Source organism: Haloactinopolyspora alba (assembly GCF_003014555.1).
GTDB classification, from domain to species: domain Bacteria; phylum Actinomycetota; class Actinomycetes; order Jiangellales; family Jiangellaceae; genus Haloactinopolyspora; species Haloactinopolyspora alba.
Genome location: NZ_PYGE01000012.1, coordinates 24,962 through 45,750 on the forward strand (window position 1 = coordinate 24,962; position 20,789 = coordinate 45,750).

Consider the following 20,789-nt stretch of genomic DNA (forward strand, 5'->3'; position numbering starts at 1 on the left):
TGCTGGTACGAGTTGCCGATGCCCGTGTGCCACGGCCGGGCTCCGGTGACGCGTACCCTTGACGACCGTGAGTCTCACCATCGGTATCGTCGGCCTGCCCAACGTCGGCAAGTCCACCCTGTTCAACGCCCTGACCAAGAACGATGTGCTGTCGGCGAACTACCCGTTCGCCACCATCGAGCCGAACGTGGGCGTCGTCGGGGTGCCCGACGACCGGCTGGGAACGCTGGCCGGCATCTTCGAGTCCGCGCGCGAGCTGCCGGCGACGGTGAGCTTCGTCGACATCGCCGGCATCGTGACCGGCGCGTCCGAGGGGCAGGGCCTGGGGAACAAGTTCCTCGCCAACATCCGCGAGGCCGATGCCATCTGCCAGGTCATCCGCGTGTTCGACGACCCGGACGTGGTGCACGTCGACGGCGAGGTGGCGCCGCGTCGCGACATCGAGACGATCAACACCGAGCTCATCCTCGCCGACCTGCAGACCATCGAGAACGCGCTACCGCGGCTGGCCAAGGAAGCCCGGATGGCCAAGGACAAGCAGGCGACGGTCGCCGCGATCGAGGAGGCGAAGGCCGTCCTCGAGCAGGGACGGACCGTGTTCGAGGCCGGGCTGGACATCGAACCGCTGCGTGACCTGCACCTGCTCACGGCGAAGCCGTTCCTGTACGTGTTCAACATGGACGACGACGAGCTGACCGACGACGGTCTCAAGGACCGGCTGCGCGCGCTGGTCGCTCCGGCCGAGGCGATCTTCCTGGATGCGAAGATCGAGGCCGAGCTGGCGGAGCTGTCCGACGACGAGGCGCTCGAGCTGTTGCAATCGACCGGCCAGGAGGAGTCCGGGCTGGACATGCTCGCCCGCGTCGGCTTCGACACGCTGGGTCTGCAGACGTACCTGACGGCCGGGCCGAAGGAGGCCCGGGCCTGGACCATCCCCAAGGGAGCGACGGCCCCGCAAGCCGCCGGCGTCATCCACACCGACTTCCAGAAGGGCTTCATCAAGGCCGAGATCGTGTCCTACGACGATCTGGTGGCGTGTGGCTCGATGGCCGAGGCCAAGGCGAAGGGCCTGGTCCGGATCGAGGGCAAGGACTACGTCATGGCCGACGGCGACGTGGTGGAGTTCCGGTTTAACGTCTAGCGTTAATGACGCACTCCGTTATACACTGGTCGTATGATCAGATCGTTCGGCAGCAAGGACACCGAGCGCATCTGGCATGAGCAGTACGTCAAGCGCGTCGACCGGACGGTGCAGCGGGCGACCCTGCGCAAGCTCGAGCTGATCCATGCGGCGAAGGATGTCGAGGATCTTCGGGTTCCGCCAGGCAACCGGCTGGAGCGCCTCGTCGGCGACCGTCGCGGGCAGCACAGCATCCGGGTGAACGCGCAATGGCGGATCTGCTTCGTCTGGAGAGAGGGAGGTGCGGAAGATGTCGAACTCGTCGACTACCACTGAGGCTGACCTGATCGAGCCGATCCATCCGGGAGAGATCCTGATGGAGGACTTCATCGAGGGCTTCGAGATCACGCAGAACAAGCTGGCCACCTCGATCGCTGTATCGCCGCGCCGGATCAACGAGATCGTGCACGGCAAGCGGGGCATCACCGCGGACACGGCGATCCGTCTGGCGCGGTACTTCGGGACCTCGGAGGAGTTCTGGATGAACCTGCAGTCGAACTACGAGCTGCGGCTCGAGCGCCGGGCGCTGCGCGACAAGGTCGCGGCGATCACCCCGCTCAAGGTCGCGTGAGCGTCGGTCCAGAGCGCCGGCGGGTGCAGAAGGTCGTCGGCTACGTCGTCAGTGACGGTCGGCTGTTGGTGTTCACGCATGACGACTTCCCCCTCGAGGTCACCGGCGTCCAGGTTCCGGCAGGGACCATCGAGTCAGGCGAGCAGCCCGCGGCTGCGGTGGCCCGCGAGGTGTGGGAGGAGACTGGGGTCGACGTCCGTATCGTCCGCGCACTGGGTGTCGAACAGTACGATATGTGGCCTTCCAAGCCGGAGCTGCACGAGCGCTACTTCTTCCAGCTCGCGCCACGTGGTGACAGCTTGGCGGAACGGTGGCGCGCAGGGGAGGAGCTGCCATCCGACGGAGGGGCCCCGCAGTGGTGGACGTGTCAGTGGATACCGCTGGAGCAGGCTCACGTGCTGTGTAACGGCTTCGGCGCGCGACTCGGCGAGATCATTCTCGGGGCCAGCGATGGTACGACGGTCGAGGGTGGATAGTTCGACCTCTCCGTGATGGTTCTACGTGCCGGAACGCAGTGGAGTTCCGGTTCAACGTGTGACCCGCGTGCGCTGAGACACCTCGTGCGCTCGGGCGTACGGTCTGCACCGTGAGGCGTAGGACAGGATCCGTGAGTGCTCCGGTCAGGAGGAAACGCGCGGCTCCCGCTCCCGATCGGTCTTCATGACGCGCCGACCTTCCAGCGTTCGGCCCACGCTACGAGTGGCCGGAGGGTCCGGATGAGTTCGATGCCGGCTTGGGTGAGGCCGTACCGGATCTGAGCGGGGAACGACGGTATGACCTCGCGCTCGACGAGGCCGTTCGTCTCGAGCTCGCGCAGGCGTGCGGCGAGGAGGCGGTCGGAGAGGCCGTCGACGGATGTTCGGATCTCGGAGAAGCGCGTCGCCCCTCTCGCAAGGGCGAGGAGAATCGCGGCGCTCCATTTCTTGCCGGCCAGCTCGACCGCGACCTGGAATACGCGGCAGTCCTCGTCGTCTATCTGGTTCGGCCGCCGGGACCCCGGCCCCTGATGGCTGTGGGTCGTCGTCACGCTCACCAATAGTAAGTAGCTAATGCGCTGTTGGTCAACGATGTTCGGTGATCCCACGGTTGAGGCATGAGCACAGAGAATGACTCCACCGGCATCGTCGCCGTGCTCGGCGTTGGGCGCGTCGGCACGGTCGTCGCCCGCTCGGCGCTGCGCGCCGGCTACTCGGTCAACGTCGCGTCGTCCGGCGGCGCGGATCGCATCGCGCTGCTCGTCGACGTGGCGATCCCCGGCGCGCGGGCGACGACGGCAGCTGACGCAGTGCGCGACGCGGACATCGTGGTGGTCGCGGTTCCGCTCGGCAAGTTCCGCTCCGTCGACCCGGAGATGCTCGTCGGGAAGGTCGTCGTCGACATCATGAACTACTGGCCGCCCGTCGACGGGCACCTCGAGGATTTCGACGGCGACGCGTCGAGCAGCGAGGTCGTCGCTCAGCACCTCGGCCGGTCGCGGCTCGTCAAGACGCTGAACCACATCGGGTACCACGAGCTGGAGCAGGATGCCGCGCCGGGCGCCTCGCAGCGCCGCGCTCTGGCCGTTGCGAGCGATGACGAGGATGCGGCCGGCCAGGTCGCGACGATGATCGATCGCTTCGGGTTCGATCCGGTCATTGCTGGCCCGTTGAGCGCGGGGCGGAGGTTCGAGCCCGGCACGGCGATCTTCAACGACGCATTCACACGGTCCGCCCTCGAAGCAGAACTCGGTCTGTCCGCCATCGCGCAGGCCTGATGCGCACCACGGAAGGAACGTCACATGGAAATCGGCATCTACTCGTTCGGCGAGGTCAACCAATACAGCAACGGTGAGGCGACGACCGACGTCGGCAAGCGCCTGGATGGGCTCGTCTCGCTGGCGCGCGCGGCCGACGAGGGCGGCCTCGACGTGGTCGCGCTCGGCGAGCATCACCGTCCCGATTTCGCGGTGTCCGCGCCGGAGATGGTGCTTGCGACGATGGCGGCGGAGACCGAGAGGATCCGCCTGACGAGCGGCGTCACGGTGCTCTCCAGTCAGGACCCCGTGCGCGTCTACCAGCAGTACGCGACGCTCGATCACCTGTCCCACGGCCGCGCGGAGATCGTGACCGGGCGCGGGGCGTTCACGGAGTCGTTCCCGCTGTTCGGATACGACCTGAACGACTACGACGAGCTCTACGACGAGAAGCTGCGCCTGCTGCTGCAGATCCGCGAGCAGGAGTCCGTCACCTGGAGCGGTCGGCACCGTCCGTCCCTCGACGCCGCGTCGGTTACGCCGCGGGCGGCGCAGTCGCCGCTCCCGGTGTGGGTGGCGATCGGAGGCAATCCAGCCTCCGGCGTCCGAGCCGGCACGCTCGGGCTGCCGATGCTCATCGGGTTCTTCAGTGGCACCGAGCAGTTCGTTCCCCACGTCCAGCTTTACCGCCGTGCTGCTGAGCAGGCGGGGCATGCTCCGGACGCCCTTCGTCTCGGCGCGAGCGGACACATGTTCGTCGGAAAGACCTCCCAGGCGGCGCGCGACGCGTTCTTTCCGTACTACTCCGACTACATCCGTCAGATGGGGTTGACCGGAGGAGCTCCGCTTCCCCGGCGAGCGTTCGAGCAGTCGATCGAGCGCGGCTTGCCCGTCGGCAGTCCGCAGCAGGTCATCGACGAGATCATGAAGCGCGTCGAACTGCTGGGCATTACTCGCTGGCTGGGCCAGATCGACGTTGGCAACCTGCCGTTCGGGATGGTCAACGACTCGATCGAGCTGTTCATGACCGAAGTCGCTCCGGTCGTCCGGCGCGAAACGGCGGCCTGAGTCGCTTATCGGGAATGGCGCCGGTCGATCGGATCCTTCCCGGGCCACACGGCGCGCTGCGGGTCCGTCTCCGTCCGGCCCGGCGACATCGCGATCGTCCTAGGCGCACAGGCGGGGCGAGCCTGGCGGTGCCTGCCGGTCGACTGATCCTCGCCTGACTGCTATCATCATTGATAGCAGTCAGGGAGGTGGTCCCACATGTCGTCCATTATCGTCCGAGGGCTTGACGAGTCCGTGAAGCAGGAGCTCGCCACGCAGGCGAAGGAGCACGGGCGCTCGATGGAAGCTGAGGTCCGCGACATCCTCACCAAGGCCGCGCGCAGACCACATATCGGCTTGGCGCTCATGCACGCGGCGCAGGACGCCGGAGGCGTCGACGATCTCCCGATCCCCGAGCGAAGCGACGTCGCGCGAGCCGTGGACTTCGAGTGATCGTTCTCGACACCAACGTCATCTCGGAGATCTTCCGTCCGCACCCGGACGCGCACGTCGTCGCGTGGCTCGAGTCGCTCACCGGAGACGTCGCCATCACCGCTGTGACGCTTGCGGAACTACTGGCTGGCGTACGTCGCCTCCCCGATGGCCGACGCAAGAAGGCATTGTCTTTGCGCGTCGAGGCAGCGGTTGAACCCTACCGGAACGATCGTTCCGTGCTTTCCTTCGATACCGTTGCCGCCGAGCAATTCGCGGACGTCCTCGTCGCGCGAAAGGCGGCGGCGATGCCAATCAGTACGGCCGATGCGCAGATCGCGGCGATCTGCCGGGTGCGCAACGCCACCTGCGCGACTCGGAACGTCACGGACTTCGCGCACACCGGAGTCGATCTGCTCGACCCGTGGAAGCCGCGGTTGTGACGTGGTGAGCGTCTGAGGGCCGACTGCGCTCGTGCGCAGGCGGCCCTCTCCTCCGGAGCTGCGGTGGAGTTCAGCGTCAAGGTCGTTCAGCAGTCCCGAGTTCAGCGACGAAGCATCCGAGACCCCGAGGTCACGACGAGGATCGCGGCGAGGGCGACGAGGCCGACGACGACAGCGCCGATGGGCCACAGGCTGAGAGCAGCTGCCGTGAGCAGCGGGGGCACCGTCATGCCGGCATAGGCGATGAGGAAGATGCCGGCGAGCGCCTCACCGCGGCGTTCCGCATCCGCGACCGCGGCGACCGTACCGAGTGCGGCTCGGAACAGGATGCCGATACCCGCGCCCGCTACTCCGCCGCCGACGAGGAAGAGCGGAAGCGAGGTGACGATGGCCGCAATGCCGATGCTCAGGAGTCCGAGCGCGGCTAGTACGACGGCGAGCACGATCTGACGACGCAGCGCCAGGCGCACGGTGACGATCTGCGCGAGAGCCGCGGCCATGAACACGACGAAAGGTGCCAGGCCGGCGAGCAGGTGTGAGTTCAGCCCGAGGAGGCCGACGAGGAAGGTCGAGGAGAGTCCCATGAAGGTGCCGAAGACCGCGAATGCTCCGAACGCCGCGGCTCCGGCCGCCCAGTACGCGCCCTTCCCTGCCGCCGGGACCGCGACTTGCTGCGGCCTGTACGCGGGCCGTTCCTCACGGCGTTCGACCGTCTCGGGGACGAACGCCACCAAGATGGCCCCGACGGCCAGGATGACGGCGAACGCGACGTAGGGCACGATCAGTGGCCGCGCGGACCACGTCGTGATGAGCCCGCCGATCAGGGGGCCGAGGCCGATGCCGCCGAGGTTGGCGAAGGTCGAGACGAGCGCGACGCGGCCCTTCGCATGGTTGGCGGCCGCCCCGAGCTCGGAAAGGTGTGCCGTTGCCGTCGCGGTGAGGATGCCGATGCCGAGTCCGCTGATGAAGCGGGCGATCACGAGGCCGGCGACATCGCTCCAGACGAGGAACAGGATCGCGGCGAACAGGTTGATGAGCAGCGAGCCGAGGATGACACGTCGGCGCCCGAGCCAGTCGGAGATGTGGCCTGCGAGGTACAAGCTCACCATGACCCCGACGGCGTATGCCGCGAAGATGACCGTGAGGACGATCGTGGGGAATCCGTCGCGCTGCTGGTAGATCGCGTACAGGGGCGTCGGAACGGCGCAGAAGGCCATCTGGGTGGCGAAGGCGAGCGCGATGATCCAGAACCCCGCCCCATGTGGGAGCTGTCCGCTGGCAGGGGTCTGAGCAGGAGTCTGGGTAGGCGGTGCGGTCGTCGTCATGACTTTCATGCTCGGTGACCCACTCCATCGCGTCCAACGCATACTCTTGCTCGTGGTCATCGACGTGAGCGATGGAGTGAGCAGGAAGATGGACACCCGACTGATCGAGTACGTGATCGCGGTCGCCGACGAGCTGAGCTTCACCCGGGCGGCGCGGCGCGTCTACACCGGGCAGTCGACCGTCTCCGCCGGCGTCCGAGCGCTGGAGCGACAACTCGGTGCCACGCTCTTCGAGCGCGATCAACGCGGCGTGCGGATCACGCCCGCAGGCGAGGCGGTTCTGCCTGCGCTGCGTGAACTCGTTGCTGCCGAGGCGCGCGCCAGAACCGCCGCCGACCCGCGGGGCGAGCTGCGCGGCGAGCTGCGCATCGGGGTCTTCTCCAGCGTGAGCTATCTCGCGATCCCACATGTCATTGGTGACTTTCACCGCGACCATCCCCTCGTGGAGCTGCGGCTGCGGGCGGCATCCGGCGGCTCAGGTGAACTCGCGGACGCGGTCCGGCGTGGCCGGCTCGACCTCAGCCTCTTCGGGCTTCCGGCCGCATCGGCACCCGGCCTGGCCGTACACCGCCTCGCGACCACTCCCTACCGTGTTCTTCTCCCGACCGGCCACGAACTGGAGCAGCGCACCGAGCTGCGGCTGGAGGATCTCGCCGGCGAGCGCTTCGTGGACGCGCCCGTCGGGTTCGGGAATCGGGACGTCCTCGACGCGGCGCTCAATGCGCGCGGCATCGTGCGCGAGATCCGCGCCGAGGTGACCGAGACGAGTGCGATTCCCGTCTTCGTCGCCACCGGCCTTGGCATCGCCCTTCTGCCCGAACTGCTCATCCCGCCGAACGACGGCATCACGACCGTCCGCCTCGCCGAACGTATCGACTGGGAGTTCAACGTCGTCACCCGTAGTTCGCCCGGCGAGGCGGCTACGGCGCTTCTCGAGCGGTTGCTCGCGGCCTATTGACGTAGCGCTCGCACGAATACGACCGTGTCTGCCGTCGCCGAGTACTGCTCAGCAGTTCGTGGAGTCCGCCCGTAGTGAGGGTGTGGAACTGTGTGGGCCCGGATGGGATGCTGACCGGGTCGACCAAGCAGGTGCCCGGGGGACCGCTCTGGAGACGGAGACGAGCGAGCACCTGGGCTATGAGCCTCATGACCCGGCCGGGCATCACAGCGGGAACTCCCGCAACGGGACCCGGTCGAAGGCGGTGACCACCGAGATCGGGCCGGTCGAGATCGAGGGTGCCACGTGACCGGGACGGCAGCTTCGAGCCGCAGCTGGTCAAGGAGCGGCAACGGCGGCTGTCGGGCATCGACGCGATCGTGCTCTCGCTCACCGCGCGCGGACTGACCACCGGCGAGGTGGGCGATGCGCTGGAAACCGGCGTTGAACGCCTTCGCCATCACCTTCCCCGGACGCATCGTCCCCTCAACCACCAACTGAACACCGACCAGTTACACCAGTCGTCGGACAGTCCCCTCGCTGGTGCGGTGACGGCGAGAACGCTGTCACCGCACCAGCGGCCGCAAAGGCACCCCTGCGTTGTTCGTATGCGCAGCGTGCAGGCACAGTGGCCGTGAACCTTGACACGATCCGGGCGATCGGACGTAGATCCCAGCCGGCGCCGAGGTACGGCCCGAGTCTCGAGATCCCTGCCTCAGCGACCGTGCGGTAGTGATGAGCGGCAGCACGTCAGGGTCGTGTGCCGGCGTGGGTAGCCAGCCGGACGCCAGGTCCTTGCGCTCGGCGTGTCACCTCCACCCGGAGATGTCCAGTAGGAGGCTGACCGGGCCGGCACGCTCGGACTCGGTGAGCGGCCGTCGAGATACGCCGTCATGGAGTCGATCGGACCCGTCATCGTGTCGGACGCTATCGAGTCGGTCGGCGTCGTGGCTACTGTGGCGTCAGAGCCGTGAGACGCTCACTGATTGAGCGCAGTCGCGCTCTAGCTGCCGGATCGTACGCCTGGGGGTGGACGCGGCTTTTGCGCTTCCCGTCGAAGTAGCGTCCGGTCGTCGCCGCGAGAGCGTCGGAAGTGGCGAGGGTGAGCACTGCGTCCGCTCCTTGGTCGGCAGTGCCGGCCGGTCGAATGCCGGCGGCGCGAACCATCGTGGTGTCGAGGTGGGTGCCGGGGTGGAGGCAGTTGGCGGTGAGACGGGTGGCGTCGTACTGCTCGGCCAGGTCGAACGTCAGCATGGCGAGCGCGACCTTGCTTTGGCCGTACGCGCGGTAGCCGTCGTAGCCGCGTTCCAACATCGGGTCGTCGAGGTCTACTGCGCTTTGCCCCGCTGAGATGACGTTCACCACGCGCGATGACCGTCTGGCGCCGAGGCTCGGTAGCAGAAGGCGGGTGAGCAGGAACGGTGCGAGGTAGTTCACGGCGAAGTGCCGTTCGAACCCGTCCGGACTCTCGCGGCGCGGGCCGTCGGGGATCGACATTCCGGCGTTGTTCACGAGTATGTCGACATGGTCGTGCTCGCTCGTAACGGCATCGGCCAAGTGGCGAACCTCGGACAGTGATGCGAGGTCCGCGCCGACGAACGTCGCCGTGCCGCCGGCGCGCTCGGTAGCGGCAACGACAGCATCTCCGCGGGCGCTGTCGCGGCCGTGGATGAGTACGTGGGTCCCGGGTGCGGCGAGCCTCTGGGCAAGCAGGCGGCCGACGCCGTCAGTTGATCCAGTGATCAGGACTACGCGTTCTGCGGGCATCGCTCGGTCCTCTCGAATTAAACGTAGGAGCCCTACGGAAAAGATCCGGAGGAAGCCTACGCTTATACTCGTCGGGTGGCAAGGACAGGCGTGGCGGGACCGACGGCGGCGGCGCCGGGACGGAAGCAGCGAGCCGACGCTGCGCGCAACCGTGCGCGACTTGTCGCCGCTGCCAAGCAGGTTGTTTCCGAACAGGGAGCGACGGCCAGTTTGGAGCGCGTGGCTCGCGAAGCCGGCGTCAGCATCGCCACCCTCTACCGACACTTCCCAGAACGGGACGTGTTGATCGAGGCGGTGTATCGGGAAGAGGTCGACTCGCTCGTCGGGGCGGCTTCGGATCTGGCGAGAGAGCGGGAGCCGATCGAGGCGTTGCGTCTGTGGCTGCTGCTGTTTGTCGACTTCCTAGAGGTCAAGCAGGGGATGTCCGAGGTGCTTGGCACCCTCATACGAGGGCCGGAGCCGTTGTTTCGCGAATCCTCGGATCGCCTCGCAGCGACGGTCGAAACCCTGGTACGGAACGCGGAGGAAGCGTCCAGCCTGAGGGCCGACATCCAGCCACTCGACCTCCTCAGGGCTATCGGCGGTATCGCTAACGTCAGTCCCGACAAGAACTGGAAGCAGTCTGCTGTCGGCCTGATCGAACTCCTGCTGCGGGGTCTGCAGGAGTAGGGCGTGTCTGCCGCAGCTGTAGGGACCGGTTCGGCCATCGCAGACGTATCCGAGTGTCGGGAACGCTGCGGGCAACGTCGCGTGGTGGTGTACGGGCATGGGTCCGCTCCGCCTCGCGCCCGCCTTGTCCGCCGGCGACCCGGTCGCCCTGATATCCCCTGCCAGTTGGTCGGACGACGACTGGGTCCAGTGGAGTGTGGCCGAGGTCGACTCGTGGGGGCTGCGACCACGGTTGGGCGTGCATGCCCGCGACCAGCGTGGCTACCTCGCGGGTCGGGACGAGGACCGGCTCGCCGACCTCAACGACGCGATCCGGGACCCGGACGTTCGCGCGATCGTGACCCTGCGAGGCGGGTGCGGCAGCTTCCGGCTCGTTCACGGCGTCGACGTCGATTCCCTCCGGGCCGACCCCAAGCCCTTGGTCGGATTCAGCGACGTCACGTCGTTGCACCATGTCTGGCATCTCGCCGGGACGGCGTCGTTGCACGGCGCCGTGGCGGGAGCGCACGCGGAGGACGTGCGCGATCTCCTGCTGGGTGGGAAACCCGGACCCGTGAAAGCCGACCCCACCCAGTTCGGGGCGGAACTCACAACCCGGGGTCGCGCGTCAGGTCCGCTGACCGGCGGCGCCTTGGAGCTGTTGGCCCGTAGCGTCGGCGTGTTGGACTTCGACCTCAGTGGCCATGTGTTGCTGCTGGAGATCAGCAAGACCGCCGGCCTCGGAAACGTCGACCGCGCGTTGACCCAGCTCATCATGTCCGGGTCGCTCGAGGGCATCACCGGGGTCGCTCTGGGTCGGCTGTCGGGCTTCGAGGCGCACGAGGACCGGGGCTGGACCATCATCGACCTGCTGCGCGATCGGTTCGCGGTGCTGGACGTCCCGGTGCTCGCCGGCCTCCCGTTGGGTCACGGCGCCGACCCGCGGACAGTGCCCTTGGGTGTCGGCTGTACGGTCGACGCCGACGCTGGAACGTTGACGTGTGAGCGGCCGACTCAGCCCTGAGAAACGGCACTTCCGCCGGCACGACGGCGTCGGACGCCGTGGATTCGTGTCCGGAACCTGGTCACGTTCGGAAAGGTGGTTTGAGGGTGCTGCTCGAGAACATCGTCTGGGACGCGCGTGACCCGCACCGGCTCGGAACCTTCTGGGCGTCGGCACTCGGCGCCGAGCCGTTCACGGACGAGCCCGAGGGTTTCGAAGCCCGGATGATGCTGACCGACGAGGCCTTCCTCGACCTGTGCTTCCAGCGCGTCGCGGAACCGTCGCGGTCACCGGCGAGGCTGCACCTTGACCTCCGGGGCGGTGCACGGCAGCAGGAGGTGGTCGGGCGGCTGCTGTCGTTGGGTGCCGAGCATGCCGACATCGGACAGGGTGAGGTGCCGTGGGTGGTGCTCGCCGACCCCGAAGGCAACGCGTTCTGCGTCATGGAGGAGCGGGCGGCCTATCAGGCGACCGGGCCCGTCGCGGCGTTGCCACTGGACAGCGCCGATCCGGACCGAGACGCCGCGTTCTGGGCGGCGATCACCGGCTGGGTCCCGTGGGCGGGAGTCGACGGTGTGGCGACGTTGCGGCACCCCTCCGGCGCCGGACCGCTCCTGGAGTTCTGCCCTGAGCCCGAGCCGAAGTCGGGTAAGAACCGCGTGCATCTGGACGTGCGCCGCAGTGCCGACGAGGGTGACGTGACCGAGCGCCTCGTCGAGATGGGTGCGAGCACGCTCAGCGGGTACGAGGGCCTGCCCTGGCGGGTGTTCGCTGACCCTTCCGGCAACGAGTTCTGTGTGCTGGATCCGCCCCGGCAACAGGCGTGACACCCCCACCGCCTGGAGCATTGAGGACGTCGGCAGTCATGCCGGGCAGTCTTCCATGAGCAGGATGCCCTGTTCGGCAGTGTCGGCGTCAGGCCGGCGGGTACAGCACGTCGGCGGGAGCGGTGTCCACCACGTCCCGCGCGGCGCGGGCGAGGCCGGCGTCCAGGGTGACGAACGCGTCCGCCTGAAGCCGGGTGAGCGCGAGGTACTCGGCGGTGAACGTGCTCGGCCACCCGAGCTGGTCGGCGATCTGCCATGCGACGTTCTGCAGGACGCGGTCTCCCAGCAGCCTGATCCGCATCGCTCTGATGCTGGCGAGCCGTTGGTCGGCCGTAGCCTTGGTCAGCTCGCCGCGTTCGGCGGCTTCGTGCAGAAGCGACAGTGTCTGCGAGCGCAGCAGGGTCGGGGCGAGCAGTTCGTGCTCGCCCGGAGGGTCGACCTCGTCGCCCGCGAGCCGGAGAGCGACCCCGGCGTCGATCACATACCTGGTCACGGATCGTCCTTACTGCTCGAACGTGGAGTTCGACAGTATCGGGGTGGCATCTCGCTGGCTAGACTGCGCGGATGGAGTTCGCGGACCCGCAGGTGATCCTCTTCGTCGCCGACTGTGAAGCGGCGGCACGCTTCTACAGCCTGTTCGGCTTCGAGGAGACGTTCCGCTCGAGCCCGCAGGCGCCGGTGAAGATCGAGATGACGCTCGGCGGGTTCGGTCTCGGCCTGGCGCTTCCGGGACCTGCTGCCGACAGTCACGGCATCGTGCCCGTCACGTCCGGGCACCGCGCGTGCATCACGCTCTGGACAGACGACGTCGAGGGCGCCTACGCGGTGGCGTTGCGTGAGGGAGCCGCTGATCACACCGGGCCGCATCCGTTCCTGGACGGGAAGCTCCGGGTCGCGTTCGTCGAGGATCCCGACGGGCACCCGATCCAGCTGGTGCAGCGGGTCACGGAACCGGCGGCCGGCTGACCCTCGCATCGGCTCGTTGCGGCCGCGAGGCGCGGTGTGGACCCGCCCGCCGTGCACACCTACGATCATGCGGCATGACGACGGTGGCTCAGTTGCCGACGTCGACGGTCGGCCGAAGTCGTCCGGTCCGCCGGGCGTCGGCAATGCCCACACGTCGTAGAGCTTGAAGTCGGGGGCGATCTCGTGGATGCGCCACGGCCGACCGGAGTACGCGGAGTACGGAAGCTTCATCTCGTCGGTCTCCGTCCTTCGGTGCCGGGTTCGAGGCCGAGGACGCCGGCGACGGCGTGCGCCGCGAGCTCCTCGTCGTGCGGTGCATCGCCGGCCAGCGACATCACGGTTCCTTCGAGGGCGCCGACGAAGGCGAGCGCGAGGGTTCGTGCTGGTGCACCGGACGGGATCGTGCCGGCGTCCTGTCCGGCATCGATGAGGCGTGAGCATTGCTCGACGAGTCGTTCGTACCCCTCTTCGATCGCTCGCCCGATCGGATGGTCCTGCCCGGAGAACTCGAGCCGCAGCGCGATCGCCACCCGCGCGATGTCGCGGCGGCAGTAGACGGCGTGCCCGCGGGCCAGCGTCAGCAGCGCGGCGACGGGGTCGGCCTCCTGATCCACGAACCTGCCCACCTCGTGCGCCCAGGTCTCGAGGACCCAGTCGCCGACGGCCAGGGTCAAGTCCTGCTTGTCCTTGAACAGGTGGTAAAGCGCCCCGCGGCTGTAGCCGGCGTCGTTGGCGACCTCTTCGAGAACCAGGTTGCCGTAGCCGTAGCGGGAGAGGCCGCGTGCCGCCGACTCGAGGAGCTTGTCACGCGTGCGTGCCCGGCGTTCGGCCTGGGTGCGCCGCCCGGGTAAGCAACGCTGGGGATCCGCCGGACCGGCATCGTCGTCAGGCGGCATGGTGCCCCGGGTTCTCGCCGCGGTCGGGGGAACTGGTGACGATTTGCCGTGCGGACCGCCGGTGGGCCGGCCCGATCAGTGCCCAGACGAGACGCGACAGCACCGGACGCTGGTGGGTGAGCGCGGTCGTGAGCGTCCGCCGTGTCGGCTCGACCTTGCGTCCCACGAGCACCACGTGCGACAGCGGCAACGACATCTCGAGGTGGACGACGTCCGGACCGGACTCGATCACCTGCCATTCGCTGAAGCCCAGCATGGAGGTGATCCGCCGCGCCCACGGCGGCGACTCCGATATGCCGCCGCGTAGCCACGTTTCCGGTGGGTGCGGGTCCGGTGCGGGCAACCGGACCTCGAACGCGTCGGTGTAGTCGTACCGGCGAGCGGTGGCGATCGGGTCGGTTACCTCGACTCGGCGCGTCCGGAGTGCGGTCTCGTCCTTCATGTCGCGGATCCTCCTCGTACCGAAACCCTGCAACGACATACGTCCATGTCTGTATGTGAGCCAGGGTCGCCGGCGTGGCGCCCGACCGGCTTCCCCCACAGGAGGGATCACGGCCACACCTTCGGGGGTGCCCCGGTCGGATCGGCCGGCCGCGGCCACCGGAGGGTGAGACGCTTCCCCTGCGCGAGGGAGGCGAGCACACGGGAACGGCAGCGACGCTGTCGTGCATGAGTGCCGAACACACACCCGCACCGCCTCGATGGGCCGTGGTGGCCGCCTGGCTGGTGCCGCTGACCATTCTGCCGTCGTGTGTCTGGCGGGTCACCGAACTGTGGACCGCTGACGATCTGTTCAGCGGCGGTGTCCGGCACCGGCTGGTCGATGACGGCGGCTGGTACCTGATCGTGCTGAGCGGGCTCAGCCTGGGCTTCGGTCTGCTGACATCGGGTCTGGTACAGCGGTGGGGCGAGATCGTGCCGCGATGGATCCCGGTGGTCGGTGGAAGGCGTGTGCCGGTCCGTGCCGCCACCGGCGCCGCGATCACCGGCGCCTGCCTGGTGATGGCGATCTTCCTTTACGGGACGTTGAACTACGCGTTCGGCTGGGTGGAACAGGGCCCGGTGCTGACCGGCAGAGCGAGCGGCGACCATGCACCGCCGGGAGCCGGAGTCGCGGTCTTGTACCTCCCGCTGGGGGCGTGGGGGCCGCTGCTCGTCGCTGTCGCGCTGAACTACCGCCGTCGGCGGGCGGCCGCGACCCGGGGCGGAAGCGGTGCAATGGGTCACGAGGCAACGTCCGCCGCGTGAACGTGCCGTCGTGCGACGCGGACGGACCGGCGGACGGCGAAATCGGCTCGCTCGGAGACCGCGTGCATCCATAAGGTACCGACATGCCAGACACGGTGACGGCCATGCCCGGGGCCAAAGAGACCCTGAAGTCCTACCTGCAGGCCCAGCGCGAAGCGATGCTGTGGAAGCTCGACGGGCTCGGTGAGCGCGACCTCCGCTGGCCGCACACACCCAGCGGGACGAACCTGCTCGGGCTGGTGAAGCACGTCGGCAGCATGGAGTTCGACTACTTCGGCGGGGTGTTCGGCCGGCCGTCTCCCGAGCCGCTGCCGTGGCTGGCCGACGAGGCCGAGGACAACGCCGACATGTGGGCGACGGCGGATCAGTCCCGCGAGTGGGTGGTCGACTTCTACCGCCGTTCGTGGGCGCACGCGGACGCCACCATCGACGCGCTGAACCTGGACGCCGCGGGGCACGTCTCGTGGTGGCGCCCGGCGAGACGTGACGTCACGCTGCACCAGATCCTGGTGCACATGATCGTGGAGACGTCCCGGCACGCCGGGCACGCGGACATCCTGCGTGAGCAGATCGACGGCGAGATCGGGCTGTGGGCCGGCAACACCAACATCCCCGACCACCAGAAGCAGTGGTGGGCCGACTACGTCGAGACGCTTCGGCGCACCGCCGAGCAGGCGTCCGGATAGCGGCTACGTCGTCGTCGGCCCGCCCCCGCCGGAATGGTTAATTCTGCGGATGTGGCCGCCCACCCGGCGCCCTAGCGTGTGCCGGAAGGTACAGCGACGTATGGGGGGACACCATGACGGCAACCGATCTCGCGCCGGAGCAGAGCCCGCTCGATCAGGAGAAGGTGGAAGCCTTCGCCGGCCGGATGCTCACGACTTTCACCGATGCGTGTGCCGCGCTCATGATCAGCATCGGCCACCAGACCGGCCTGTTCGACGTCCTCGCCGGTACGGGGCCGGCGACGAGCGAGCAGATCGCGCGGGCCGCGGGGGTGAACGAGCGCTACGTCCGCGAGTGGCTCGGCGCGATGACGACCGCCAAGATCGTCGACCACGACCCGGACGAGGGCACCTACCGGTTGCCCGCCGAGCATGCGGCGTCGCTGACCAGGGCCGCGGGCCCGGACAACCTGGCGACGCTGACACAGATGGTGTCGATGCTCGGCGAGGTGGAGCCGGCGATCGTCGAGTGCTTCCGGAACGGCGGCGGTCTGCCGTACTCCGCGTACCCGCGGTTCCATCGCTTGATGGCGGAGAACAGCGCCCAGGTCTTCGACGCCTCCCTGCTCGACGTGACGCTGCCGATGGCCCCCGGCGTCGCCGATCGGCTGCGTGCCGGCGCGGACGTCCTCGACATCGGGTGCGGACAGGGACACGCGATCAACCTGCTGGCGCAGGAGTTCCCGGCCAGCCGGTTCACCGGCTACGACTTCTCCGACGAGGCCATCGGGCACGCCCGCGAGGAGGCGGGGGCGCTCGGACTGACGAACGCGACGTTCGACGTCGTCGACGTCGCCACGATGACGGACGCGGACTCGTACGACCTCGTCACGGCGTTCGACTCGGTGCACGACCAGGCGGACCCGGCCGGTGTGCTGGCGGCGGTCGCTCGGGCGCTGCGGCCGGGCGGCACGTTCCTGATGGTGGACATCAAGGCGTCCAGCAACGTCGCGGACAACGTGGACTCGCCCCTGGGCACCTTCTTCTACACGGTCTCGACGCTGCACTGCATGAGTGTCTCGCTCGGTCTGGACGGCGCCGGACTCGGGACGGCCTGGGGGCGTCAGCTGGCCGAGTCGATGCTGCACGACGCGGGATTCACCGACGTGGCCGTCGGTGAGATCGAGGCCGACATACTCAACTACTACTACGTGGCGCGCAAGGGCTGAGCAGCCCGGACCGCCGTCGCACGGTCGACGGTCCGGTGACCACCGTCGTCGTGCCCCTGCCGTGCGCTCGTCGGCCGGTGCAATCGTTGCATCGGTTCTCGCATCGCATTATGATGCAGTTATGCGAACGACGGTCGACCTTCCGCCTGCCGCGCATCGGCGCGCTCGAGAGATCGCTGTACGTAGTGGGCGATCGTTGTCGAGTGTCGTGGCTGACCTCGCACTGCGAGGGTTGGCGGCGGCCGAAGACGAGCAGCAGTTGATCGCCCATCACACGACAGGATTCCCCACGGTGAGCGTGGGACACAGCGTCGATGCCGAAGACGTGGCGACGTTGTGGGATGACGAATGAGCGAATCGTCGTCCGCTGAACTCAGTTATCTGCTGGACGCCAACGTGCTCATCGCGCTTGCTGTGCGCGATCACACGGCGCACGAAGCAGCGCACCGATGGCTCGCCGGCGTCGGGCAGATAGCTCTATGCCCGATTACGGAGGGCGCGCTCGTGCGGTTTCTGCTGCGCGAGGGCGAGTCGGCAGTTGTGGCCCAGGAAGCGATCAGCGCGATACGCAACATGCCGCGATGCGAGTTCTGGAGCGACAACGTCTCGTACAGTGACCTCGATATGAAGGGCGTCTACGGCCATCGGCAAGTAACGGACTCCTACCTCGTCGGTTTGGCGTCCGAGCGCGTGGTCGGTCGACTCGCGACGTTCGACCGCGCGCTCGCGGTCCGCCACTCGACGTGGTGTGTGTTGGTGCCGCAAAGCTGACAAGGCTACTCGACGTTGTGATGCGGTGCCTTTCACGGTCACGTCGCGAGGTGTGCCCGTCGCGGGTCGTCGGCTGCGTTCGTCTGGAGTCGTGATCATGGACCAGCTTCCCCTCGCGGGCCGGGTGGCCGTCGTCACCGGGGTCAGTCGGTTCCGGGGGATCGGCTTCGCCGTCGCCGCGCGGCTCGCGTCGATGGGTGCGAGCCTGTACGTGCACCACTTCGTCCCGCACGACGACGCCCAGCCGTACGGCGCGGACACGCTCATCGACGCCGCGCGGCGTGCCTTCGGTCACCTCGACATCCTCGTGTGCAACCACGCGCGCAGCGGCTCCGACGGGACGCTCGTGGCGATGACCGCATCCACTCTCGACGGACATTGGCAGGTCAACACTCGCTCGACGCTGCTGGCCACGCGCGCGTTCGCGGCGCAGTACGACGGCCGCGACGGCGGGCGGGTGATCTGGATGACCTCCGGGCAGCAGCTCGGTCCGATGCGCGACGAGATCGCCTACGCCACCTCCAAGGCGGCGCTGGCCGGGATCACCGCCTCGGTCGCCGACGGGCTCATCGACCAGGGCATCTCGTTGAACACCGTGAACCCCGGGCCGGTGAACACCGGATACCTCGACGAGCAGGATGGCGATCGGTCGGTCGAGTTCGTCCGGACGTTGCGGGCGAGGTTCCCGGCCGGGCGTCTCGGTGAGCCCGACGACCCGGCACGGTTGATCGCCTGGCTGGTCAGCGACGACGCCCGGTGGGTGGTGGGGCAGACGATCGACAGCGAGGGCGGGTTCCACCGCTGACGACGGCTCACGACGCCGTGGCCCGCGAACCCGTCGTGGCGGCCACGGCGCCCGCCGTGACCAGGATCGCGACGGTGACGCCGAACGCCGTGGTCCCGGCCGCCAGCCCGACCGCGTCGCTGAGGTAGCCCGCGCCGACGGGAAGCGCCCCGGCCATCAGGTAGCCGCCGGCCGTGAGGGCGGCGTTCGCTTCGGCCAGCCGGGCGGAGGGGATCCGCGAGCTGAGCGTGCCCAAGGCACCCAGCTGGGCGGAGCCCTGGCCCAAGCCGGCCAGCACCGCCGCGACCAGCACCAGCGTGACGGAGCCGGTCGGCACGGCCAGGATCAGCGTCGTCATGCCGGACACGGTGAGCGTGGCGCCGAGCCGGAAGAGCGTGGGAACCGTCAGGCCGCGCGCGGCGAACTGGACACCTGTGGCCGCGGCGAAGAGGATGAAGATCGTCCCGCCTGCGACGGTTCGGTTGCTCGTGTGTAGCAGGTCGGCGAGCAACGACGGACCGAGCGAGAGCACGAATCCGGTGGCGGTGATGGCCGGGGCGAAGACGCCGAGGCCGAGCAGCAGACCGCGCCGGTGCGGTCGCGGCGCTGAAGGGATGCGCGGGCGGCCGGTCCCGGCGACGTGCGCGGCGGGACGGTGCAGCGGCATCCGTAAGACCACTGGGAAGGCCGTGACCAGCAGGGCGATCTGCAGGACGAAGACGCCGACCGTCGGCCCCGGCAAGGTCTCGGACAGGATGCCGGAGAGCATCGGACCGAGAGCGGCGCCGCCGACCATCGAGGCCGACGCGACGAGCCCGCCGAGCCGCTTGCTCCCGGCCGGCGCGAGATCCGACACGGCGGCCAGGCCGGCCGAGAGGAACGCGCCGACGGTGACGCCGCTGAGCGTCCGCGCCAGTGCCAGTGCCGGCACGGAATCGGCGGTGGCGAACAGCGCCGCGGCGACGATGCCCAGCGCCAGTCCCGGGAGCAGAACCGGCCGTCGGCCGATCCGGTCGGCGAGCGAGCCCGCGCCGATCAGCGTGCCGAGCAACCCGACGACGTAGAAGGCGTAGATCAGGGTGAGGGTGGCGGCGGAGAAGCCGAGCCGGTCCTGCCACACGACGTACAGCGGCGCCGGCTCGTTGGACAGGGCGAGCGCGACCACGACCGGCCAGGCCGCGAACCACATCCACCGGCGTGACGTCGGCGGATGCGGGTCCGGGCGGGGCGGTTGGCCGCACGCGCGGGACGTGTCCGTGTCGGTGGTCATGCGTCGCTCCTGGGCGGGACGGAGGTGGGCTGAAGTTCGAGTGAAGGCGCACAAGTACGAGAAGAGTCGTACAGCATCTCTGTTGTACGATGCAAGTCGTACAAGGAGGAGCGACCATGGGACCGACGGCAACGGACACCGCGACGGGTACGCCGCCGCGGTTCCGCACCTTCACCGAAGACGACCGACTTCCCGAGCCGCTACCCGAGCCGACCCGGGACGAGATGCGACTCGAGATCGTGATGGCCGCCCTCAGTGATCCGTTGCGGCTGTTCATCGTGCGCAAGCTGCTGCTCGAGGCCGAGCGGATCGACCACCCCTGCGGGTGGTTCGGACTGGACCGGCCGAAGTCGTCGCTGACACACCACTTCCGCACGTTGCGCGACGCCGGGCTCATCCGGCAGCGGCAGTACGGCCTGACGCGGGGCAACCAGCTGCGTGTCGAAGACCTCGAGGCCCGGTTCCCTGGGCTGCTGCGGTTGATCGCCGACTGGCGGCCGCATGCCTGACGTCTGCGTGGTGACCGGTGGCCGGCGCGCCGTGCTCGGCCCCGACCCGGAGTCGCGGTGACACGCGGCGGCGTCGTGCGTGGCTAGAGAACGGCGGCGATGGTGGCGGGCGCCGCGCTGGTGGTGGCGGCGGCCGGGCTGCTCGACGGCGACGGGTGGAGCGCAGTCGTGATCGCCGCGGCGATGGTCGTGTTCGCATGGACGCTGTCGCCGGCGTTCTTCCCGCGGGGCGTCCCGTTCGAGCAGGCACGCGACATCGCGTCCGCCCGGGGTGTCCCGCTGATCCTCTGGCGTCCGGGATGCACCTACTGCATGCGTCTTCGGATGGCGCTGGCGTCGGGCGCGCGGCGGGTCATGTGGGTGAACATCTGGGACGACGATGCGGCGCGATTCGTCCGGTCGGTGAACTCCGGCAACGAGACCGTGCCCACCGTCGTCGTCGGCGGGCAGGCGCACACGAACCCGAGTCCGCGGTGGGTGCGCCTGCAGCTGTTCCGGTGATCATCAACGACGCACCACACCATGACCCGGCAAAACGT

Annotated in this window: 28 protein-coding genes and 2 pseudogenes; 22 read left to right on the plus strand and 8 right to left on the minus strand. The window is 68.5% G+C overall.

Annotated features, from left to right (window positions below):
* Positions 1 to 67 precede the first annotated feature (67 nt).
* The 4 genes from ychF to CLV30_RS16105 are packed head-to-tail and all read left to right on the plus strand — an operon-like array spanning position 68 to position 2,227.
* Positions 68 to 1,141 carry a redox-regulated ATPase YchF gene (gene ychF / locus CLV30_RS16090; protein WP_106538256.1) on the plus strand — a complete coding sequence of 358 codons (1,074 nt, stop codon included), beginning with the start codon at positions 68 to 70 and terminating at the stop codon, positions 1,139 to 1,141.
* 33 nt (positions 1,142 to 1,174) lie between these two features.
* Positions 1,175 to 1,456 (plus strand): type II toxin-antitoxin system RelE/ParE family toxin, encoded by a 282-nt coding sequence (locus tag CLV30_RS16095; RefSeq protein WP_106538257.1) that lies wholly within the window; start codon positions 1,175 to 1,177, stop codon positions 1,454 to 1,456.
* Positions 1,431 to 1,751: a HigA family addiction module antitoxin gene (locus tag CLV30_RS16100; protein ID WP_106538258.1), complete on the plus strand. Its 321-nt coding sequence runs from the start codon at positions 1,431 to 1,433 to the stop codon at positions 1,749 to 1,751. Before CLV30_RS16095 ends, CLV30_RS16100 begins: the two co-directional genes overlap by 26 nt.
* Positions 1,748 to 2,227, plus strand: coding sequence for an NUDIX hydrolase (locus CLV30_RS16105; protein WP_205740996.1), 480 nt, complete (start codon positions 1,748 to 1,750; stop codon positions 2,225 to 2,227). The genes CLV30_RS16100 and CLV30_RS16105 overlap by 4 nt, the downstream gene beginning before the upstream one ends.
* Before the next feature lie 182 nt (positions 2,228 to 2,409).
* Here CLV30_RS16105 and CLV30_RS16110 read toward each other — a convergent pair whose 3' ends face one another.
* A complete protein-coding gene (locus tag CLV30_RS16110) occupies positions 2,410 to 2,778 on the minus strand; it encodes a winged helix-turn-helix transcriptional regulator (RefSeq protein ID WP_165358698.1) in 369 nt (122 codons plus the stop codon).
* Positions 2,779 to 2,844: 66 nt separating this feature from the next.
* Here CLV30_RS16110 and CLV30_RS16115 point away from each other — a divergent pair, with 66 nt between their 5' ends.
* The 4 genes from CLV30_RS16115 to CLV30_RS16130 all read left to right on the plus strand — a co-directional run bounded on the left by CLV30_RS16115 (position 2,845) and on the right by CLV30_RS16130 (position 5,405).
* On the plus strand, positions 2,845 to 3,504 hold the full coding sequence (locus tag CLV30_RS16115) for an NADPH-dependent F420 reductase (RefSeq protein WP_106538260.1): 660 nt from the start codon (positions 2,845 to 2,847) through the stop codon (positions 3,502 to 3,504).
* A gap of 24 nt (positions 3,505 to 3,528) precedes the next feature.
* Positions 3,529 to 4,551: an LLM class flavin-dependent oxidoreductase gene (locus CLV30_RS16120; RefSeq protein WP_106538261.1), complete on the plus strand. Its 1,023-nt coding sequence runs from the start codon at positions 3,529 to 3,531 to the stop codon at positions 4,549 to 4,551.
* Between the two features lie 198 nt (positions 4,552 to 4,749).
* A complete protein-coding gene (locus tag CLV30_RS16125) occupies positions 4,750 to 4,983 on the plus strand; it encodes a FitA-like ribbon-helix-helix domain-containing protein (RefSeq protein ID WP_106538262.1) in 234 nt (77 codons plus the stop codon).
* A complete protein-coding gene (locus tag CLV30_RS16130; RefSeq protein ID WP_106538263.1) occupies positions 4,980 to 5,405 on the plus strand; it encodes a type II toxin-antitoxin system VapC family toxin in 426 nt (141 codons plus the stop codon). The genes CLV30_RS16125 and CLV30_RS16130 overlap by 4 nt, the downstream gene beginning before the upstream one ends.
* Before the next feature lie 101 nt (positions 5,406 to 5,506).
* On the opposite strand, the gene CLV30_RS16135 is transcribed toward CLV30_RS16130, so the two are convergent.
* Positions 5,507 to 6,730 carry an MFS transporter gene (locus tag CLV30_RS16135; RefSeq protein ID WP_205740997.1) on the minus strand — a complete coding sequence of 408 codons (1,224 nt, stop codon included), beginning with the start codon at positions 6,728 to 6,730 and terminating at the stop codon, positions 5,507 to 5,509.
* Positions 6,731 to 6,782: 52 nt separating this feature from the next.
* Between CLV30_RS16135 and CLV30_RS16140 the strand changes: the two genes are divergently transcribed.
* Both CLV30_RS16140 and CLV30_RS27905 read left to right on the plus strand, forming a co-directional pair.
* Complete coding sequence (locus tag CLV30_RS16140) at positions 6,783 to 7,688, plus strand: LysR family transcriptional regulator (protein ID WP_165358699.1); 906 nt, start codon at positions 6,783 to 6,785, stop codon at positions 7,686 to 7,688.
* A pseudogene (locus tag CLV30_RS27905) lies at positions 7,684 to 8,089 on the plus strand (transposase); the annotation flags it as partial. The gene CLV30_RS16140 and the pseudogene CLV30_RS27905, both read left to right, overlap by 5 nt.
* A 529-nt stretch (positions 8,090 to 8,618) precedes the next feature.
* Here CLV30_RS27905 and CLV30_RS16155 read toward each other — a convergent pair.
* The gene (locus tag CLV30_RS16155) at positions 8,619 to 9,434 is read right to left on the minus strand and encodes an SDR family NAD(P)-dependent oxidoreductase (protein ID WP_106538266.1); all 816 of its coding nucleotides are present in this window, start codon (positions 9,432 to 9,434) and stop codon (positions 8,619 to 8,621) included.
* A gap of 75 nt (positions 9,435 to 9,509) precedes the next feature.
* Between CLV30_RS16155 and CLV30_RS16160 the strand changes: the two genes are divergently transcribed.
* From CLV30_RS16160 to CLV30_RS16170, 3 genes are all read left to right on the plus strand, one after another.
* Positions 9,510 to 10,103 (plus strand): TetR/AcrR family transcriptional regulator, encoded by a 594-nt coding sequence (locus CLV30_RS16160; RefSeq protein ID WP_211300070.1) that lies wholly within the window; start codon positions 9,510 to 9,512, stop codon positions 10,101 to 10,103.
* Between the two features lie 97 nt (positions 10,104 to 10,200).
* Positions 10,201 to 11,106, plus strand: a complete 906-nt coding sequence (locus CLV30_RS16165; RefSeq protein WP_106538268.1) for a S66 peptidase family protein — start codon at positions 10,201 to 10,203, stop codon at positions 11,104 to 11,106.
* A gap of 86 nt (positions 11,107 to 11,192) precedes the next feature.
* Positions 11,193 to 11,912 (plus strand): VOC family protein, encoded by a 720-nt coding sequence (locus tag CLV30_RS16170; RefSeq protein WP_106538269.1) that lies wholly within the window; start codon positions 11,193 to 11,195, stop codon positions 11,910 to 11,912.
* A gap of 88 nt (positions 11,913 to 12,000) precedes the next feature.
* Here CLV30_RS16170 and CLV30_RS16175 read toward each other — a convergent pair whose 3' ends face one another.
* Positions 12,001 to 12,405 (minus strand): type II toxin-antitoxin system VapC family toxin, encoded by a 405-nt coding sequence (locus tag CLV30_RS16175; protein WP_106538270.1) that lies wholly within the window; start codon positions 12,403 to 12,405, stop codon positions 12,001 to 12,003.
* A gap of 71 nt (positions 12,406 to 12,476) precedes the next feature.
* Between CLV30_RS16175 and CLV30_RS16180 the strand changes: the two genes are divergently transcribed.
* On the plus strand, positions 12,477 to 12,878 hold the full coding sequence (locus tag CLV30_RS16180; protein ID WP_106538271.1) for a VOC family protein: 402 nt from the start codon (positions 12,477 to 12,479) through the stop codon (positions 12,876 to 12,878).
* Positions 12,879 to 12,986: 108 nt separating this feature from the next.
* Here the strand turns inward: CLV30_RS16180 and CLV30_RS27910 are convergent.
* The 3 genes and pseudogenes from CLV30_RS27910 to CLV30_RS16195 all read right to left on the minus strand — a co-directional run.
* Positions 12,987 to 13,109: pseudogene (locus tag CLV30_RS27910) on the minus strand (DUF2867 domain-containing protein); the annotation flags it as partial.
* Complete coding sequence (locus CLV30_RS16190; RefSeq protein WP_106538272.1) at positions 13,106 to 13,774, minus strand: TetR/AcrR family transcriptional regulator; 669 nt, start codon at positions 13,772 to 13,774, stop codon at positions 13,106 to 13,108. The pseudogene CLV30_RS27910 and the gene CLV30_RS16190, both read right to left, overlap by 4 nt.
* The gene (locus CLV30_RS16195) at positions 13,764 to 14,216 is read right to left on the minus strand and encodes a DUF2867 domain-containing protein (RefSeq protein ID WP_106538273.1); all 453 of its coding nucleotides are present in this window, start codon (positions 14,214 to 14,216) and stop codon (positions 13,764 to 13,766) included. Before CLV30_RS16195 ends, CLV30_RS16190 begins: the two co-directional genes overlap by 11 nt.
* Before the next feature lie 227 nt (positions 14,217 to 14,443).
* Between CLV30_RS16195 and CLV30_RS16200 the strand changes: the two genes are divergently transcribed.
* The 6 genes from CLV30_RS16200 to CLV30_RS16225 all read left to right on the plus strand — a co-directional run bounded on the left by CLV30_RS16200 (position 14,444) and on the right by CLV30_RS16225 (position 18,492).
* Complete coding sequence (locus tag CLV30_RS16200; RefSeq protein ID WP_106538274.1) at positions 14,444 to 15,022, plus strand: hypothetical protein; 579 nt, start codon at positions 14,444 to 14,446, stop codon at positions 15,020 to 15,022.
* Positions 15,023 to 15,105: 83 nt separating this feature from the next.
* Entirely contained in the window at positions 15,106 to 15,708 is a 603-nt protein-coding gene (locus tag CLV30_RS16205; protein ID WP_211300071.1) for a DinB family protein, read from the plus strand.
* Positions 15,709 to 15,821: 113 nt separating this feature from the next.
* Positions 15,822 to 16,916, plus strand: a complete 1,095-nt coding sequence (locus tag CLV30_RS16210; RefSeq protein WP_106538275.1) for a class I SAM-dependent methyltransferase — start codon at positions 15,822 to 15,824, stop codon at positions 16,914 to 16,916.
* A 121-nt stretch (positions 16,917 to 17,037) separates the two neighbouring features.
* On the plus strand, positions 17,038 to 17,268 hold the full coding sequence (locus CLV30_RS16215; RefSeq protein ID WP_106538276.1) for a hypothetical protein: 231 nt from the start codon (positions 17,038 to 17,040) through the stop codon (positions 17,266 to 17,268).
* Positions 17,265 to 17,687 carry a TA system VapC family ribonuclease toxin gene (locus tag CLV30_RS16220; RefSeq protein WP_106538277.1) on the plus strand — a complete coding sequence of 141 codons (423 nt, stop codon included), beginning with the start codon at positions 17,265 to 17,267 and terminating at the stop codon, positions 17,685 to 17,687. The genes CLV30_RS16215 and CLV30_RS16220 overlap by 4 nt, the downstream gene beginning before the upstream one ends.
* Before the next feature lie 97 nt (positions 17,688 to 17,784).
* Complete coding sequence (locus tag CLV30_RS16225) at positions 17,785 to 18,492, plus strand: SDR family oxidoreductase (protein WP_106538371.1); 708 nt, start codon at positions 17,785 to 17,787, stop codon at positions 18,490 to 18,492.
* A 7-nt stretch (positions 18,493 to 18,499) separates the two neighbouring features.
* On the opposite strand, the gene CLV30_RS16230 is transcribed toward CLV30_RS16225, so the two are convergent.
* Positions 18,500 to 19,741 (minus strand): MFS transporter, encoded by a 1,242-nt coding sequence (locus CLV30_RS16230; RefSeq protein WP_106538278.1) that lies wholly within the window; start codon positions 19,739 to 19,741, stop codon positions 18,500 to 18,502.
* Between the two features lie 116 nt (positions 19,742 to 19,857).
* On the opposite strand from CLV30_RS16230, the gene CLV30_RS16235 reads away from it, so the two are divergent.
* On the plus strand, positions 19,858 to 20,250 hold the full coding sequence (locus tag CLV30_RS16235) for an ArsR/SmtB family transcription factor (RefSeq protein ID WP_106538279.1): 393 nt from the start codon (positions 19,858 to 19,860) through the stop codon (positions 20,248 to 20,250).
* Between the two features lie 99 nt (positions 20,251 to 20,349).
* Positions 20,350 to 20,751 (plus strand): glutaredoxin domain-containing protein, encoded by a 402-nt coding sequence (locus CLV30_RS16240; protein ID WP_106538280.1) that lies wholly within the window; start codon positions 20,350 to 20,352, stop codon positions 20,749 to 20,751.
* Positions 20,752 to 20,789 lie beyond the last annotated feature (38 nt).

Bases quoted from the DNA above. Each gene is read 5' to 3' on its own strand.
- CLV30_RS16095 (WP_106538257.1), top strand. From the start codon at position 1,175: ATGATCAGATCGTTCGGCAGCAAGGACACCGAGCGCATCTGGCATGAG.
- CLV30_RS16100 (WP_106538258.1), top strand. From the start codon at position 1,431: ATGTCGAACTCGTCGACTACCACTGAGGCTGACCTGATCGAGCCGATC.
- CLV30_RS16115 (WP_106538260.1), top strand. From the start codon at position 2,845: ATGAGCACAGAGAATGACTCCACCGGCATCGTCGCCGTGCTCGGCGTT.
- CLV30_RS16120 (WP_106538261.1), top strand. From the start codon at position 3,529: ATGGAAATCGGCATCTACTCGTTCGGCGAGGTCAACCAATACAGCAAC.
- CLV30_RS16125 (WP_106538262.1), top strand. From the start codon at position 4,750: ATGTCGTCCATTATCGTCCGAGGGCTTGACGAGTCCGTGAAGCAGGAG.
- CLV30_RS16135 (WP_205740997.1), bottom strand. From the start codon at position 6,730: ATGACGACGACCGCACCGCCTACCCAGACTCCTGCTCAGACCCCTGCC.
- CLV30_RS16155 (WP_106538266.1), bottom strand. From the start codon at position 9,434: ATGCCCGCAGAACGCGTAGTCCTGATCACTGGATCAACTGACGGCGTC.
- CLV30_RS16165 (WP_106538268.1), top strand. From the start codon at position 10,201: ATGGGTCCGCTCCGCCTCGCGCCCGCCTTGTCCGCCGGCGACCCGGTC.
- CLV30_RS16180 (WP_106538271.1), top strand. From the start codon at position 12,477: ATGGAGTTCGCGGACCCGCAGGTGATCCTCTTCGTCGCCGACTGTGAA.
- CLV30_RS16190 (WP_106538272.1), bottom strand. From the start codon at position 13,774: ATGCCGCCTGACGACGATGCCGGTCCGGCGGATCCCCAGCGTTGCTTA.
- CLV30_RS16195 (WP_106538273.1), bottom strand. From the start codon at position 14,216: ATGAAGGACGAGACCGCACTCCGGACGCGCCGAGTCGAGGTAACCGAC.
- CLV30_RS16200 (WP_106538274.1), top strand. From the start codon at position 14,444: ATGAGTGCCGAACACACACCCGCACCGCCTCGATGGGCCGTGGTGGCC.
- CLV30_RS16205 (WP_211300071.1), top strand. From the start codon at position 15,106: ATGCCAGACACGGTGACGGCCATGCCCGGGGCCAAAGAGACCCTGAAG.
- CLV30_RS16210 (WP_106538275.1), top strand. From the start codon at position 15,822: ATGACGGCAACCGATCTCGCGCCGGAGCAGAGCCCGCTCGATCAGGAG.
- CLV30_RS16215 (WP_106538276.1), top strand. From the start codon at position 17,038: ATGCGAACGACGGTCGACCTTCCGCCTGCCGCGCATCGGCGCGCTCGA.
- CLV30_RS16220 (WP_106538277.1), top strand. From the start codon at position 17,265: ATGAGCGAATCGTCGTCCGCTGAACTCAGTTATCTGCTGGACGCCAAC.
- CLV30_RS16225 (WP_106538371.1), top strand. From the start codon at position 17,785: ATGGACCAGCTTCCCCTCGCGGGCCGGGTGGCCGTCGTCACCGGGGTC.
- CLV30_RS16230 (WP_106538278.1), bottom strand. From the start codon at position 19,741: ATGACCACCGACACGGACACGTCCCGCGCGTGCGGCCAACCGCCCCGC.
- CLV30_RS16235 (WP_106538279.1), top strand. From the start codon at position 19,858: ATGGGACCGACGGCAACGGACACCGCGACGGGTACGCCGCCGCGGTTC.
- CLV30_RS16240 (WP_106538280.1), top strand. From the start codon at position 20,350: ATGGTGGCGGGCGCCGCGCTGGTGGTGGCGGCGGCCGGGCTGCTCGAC.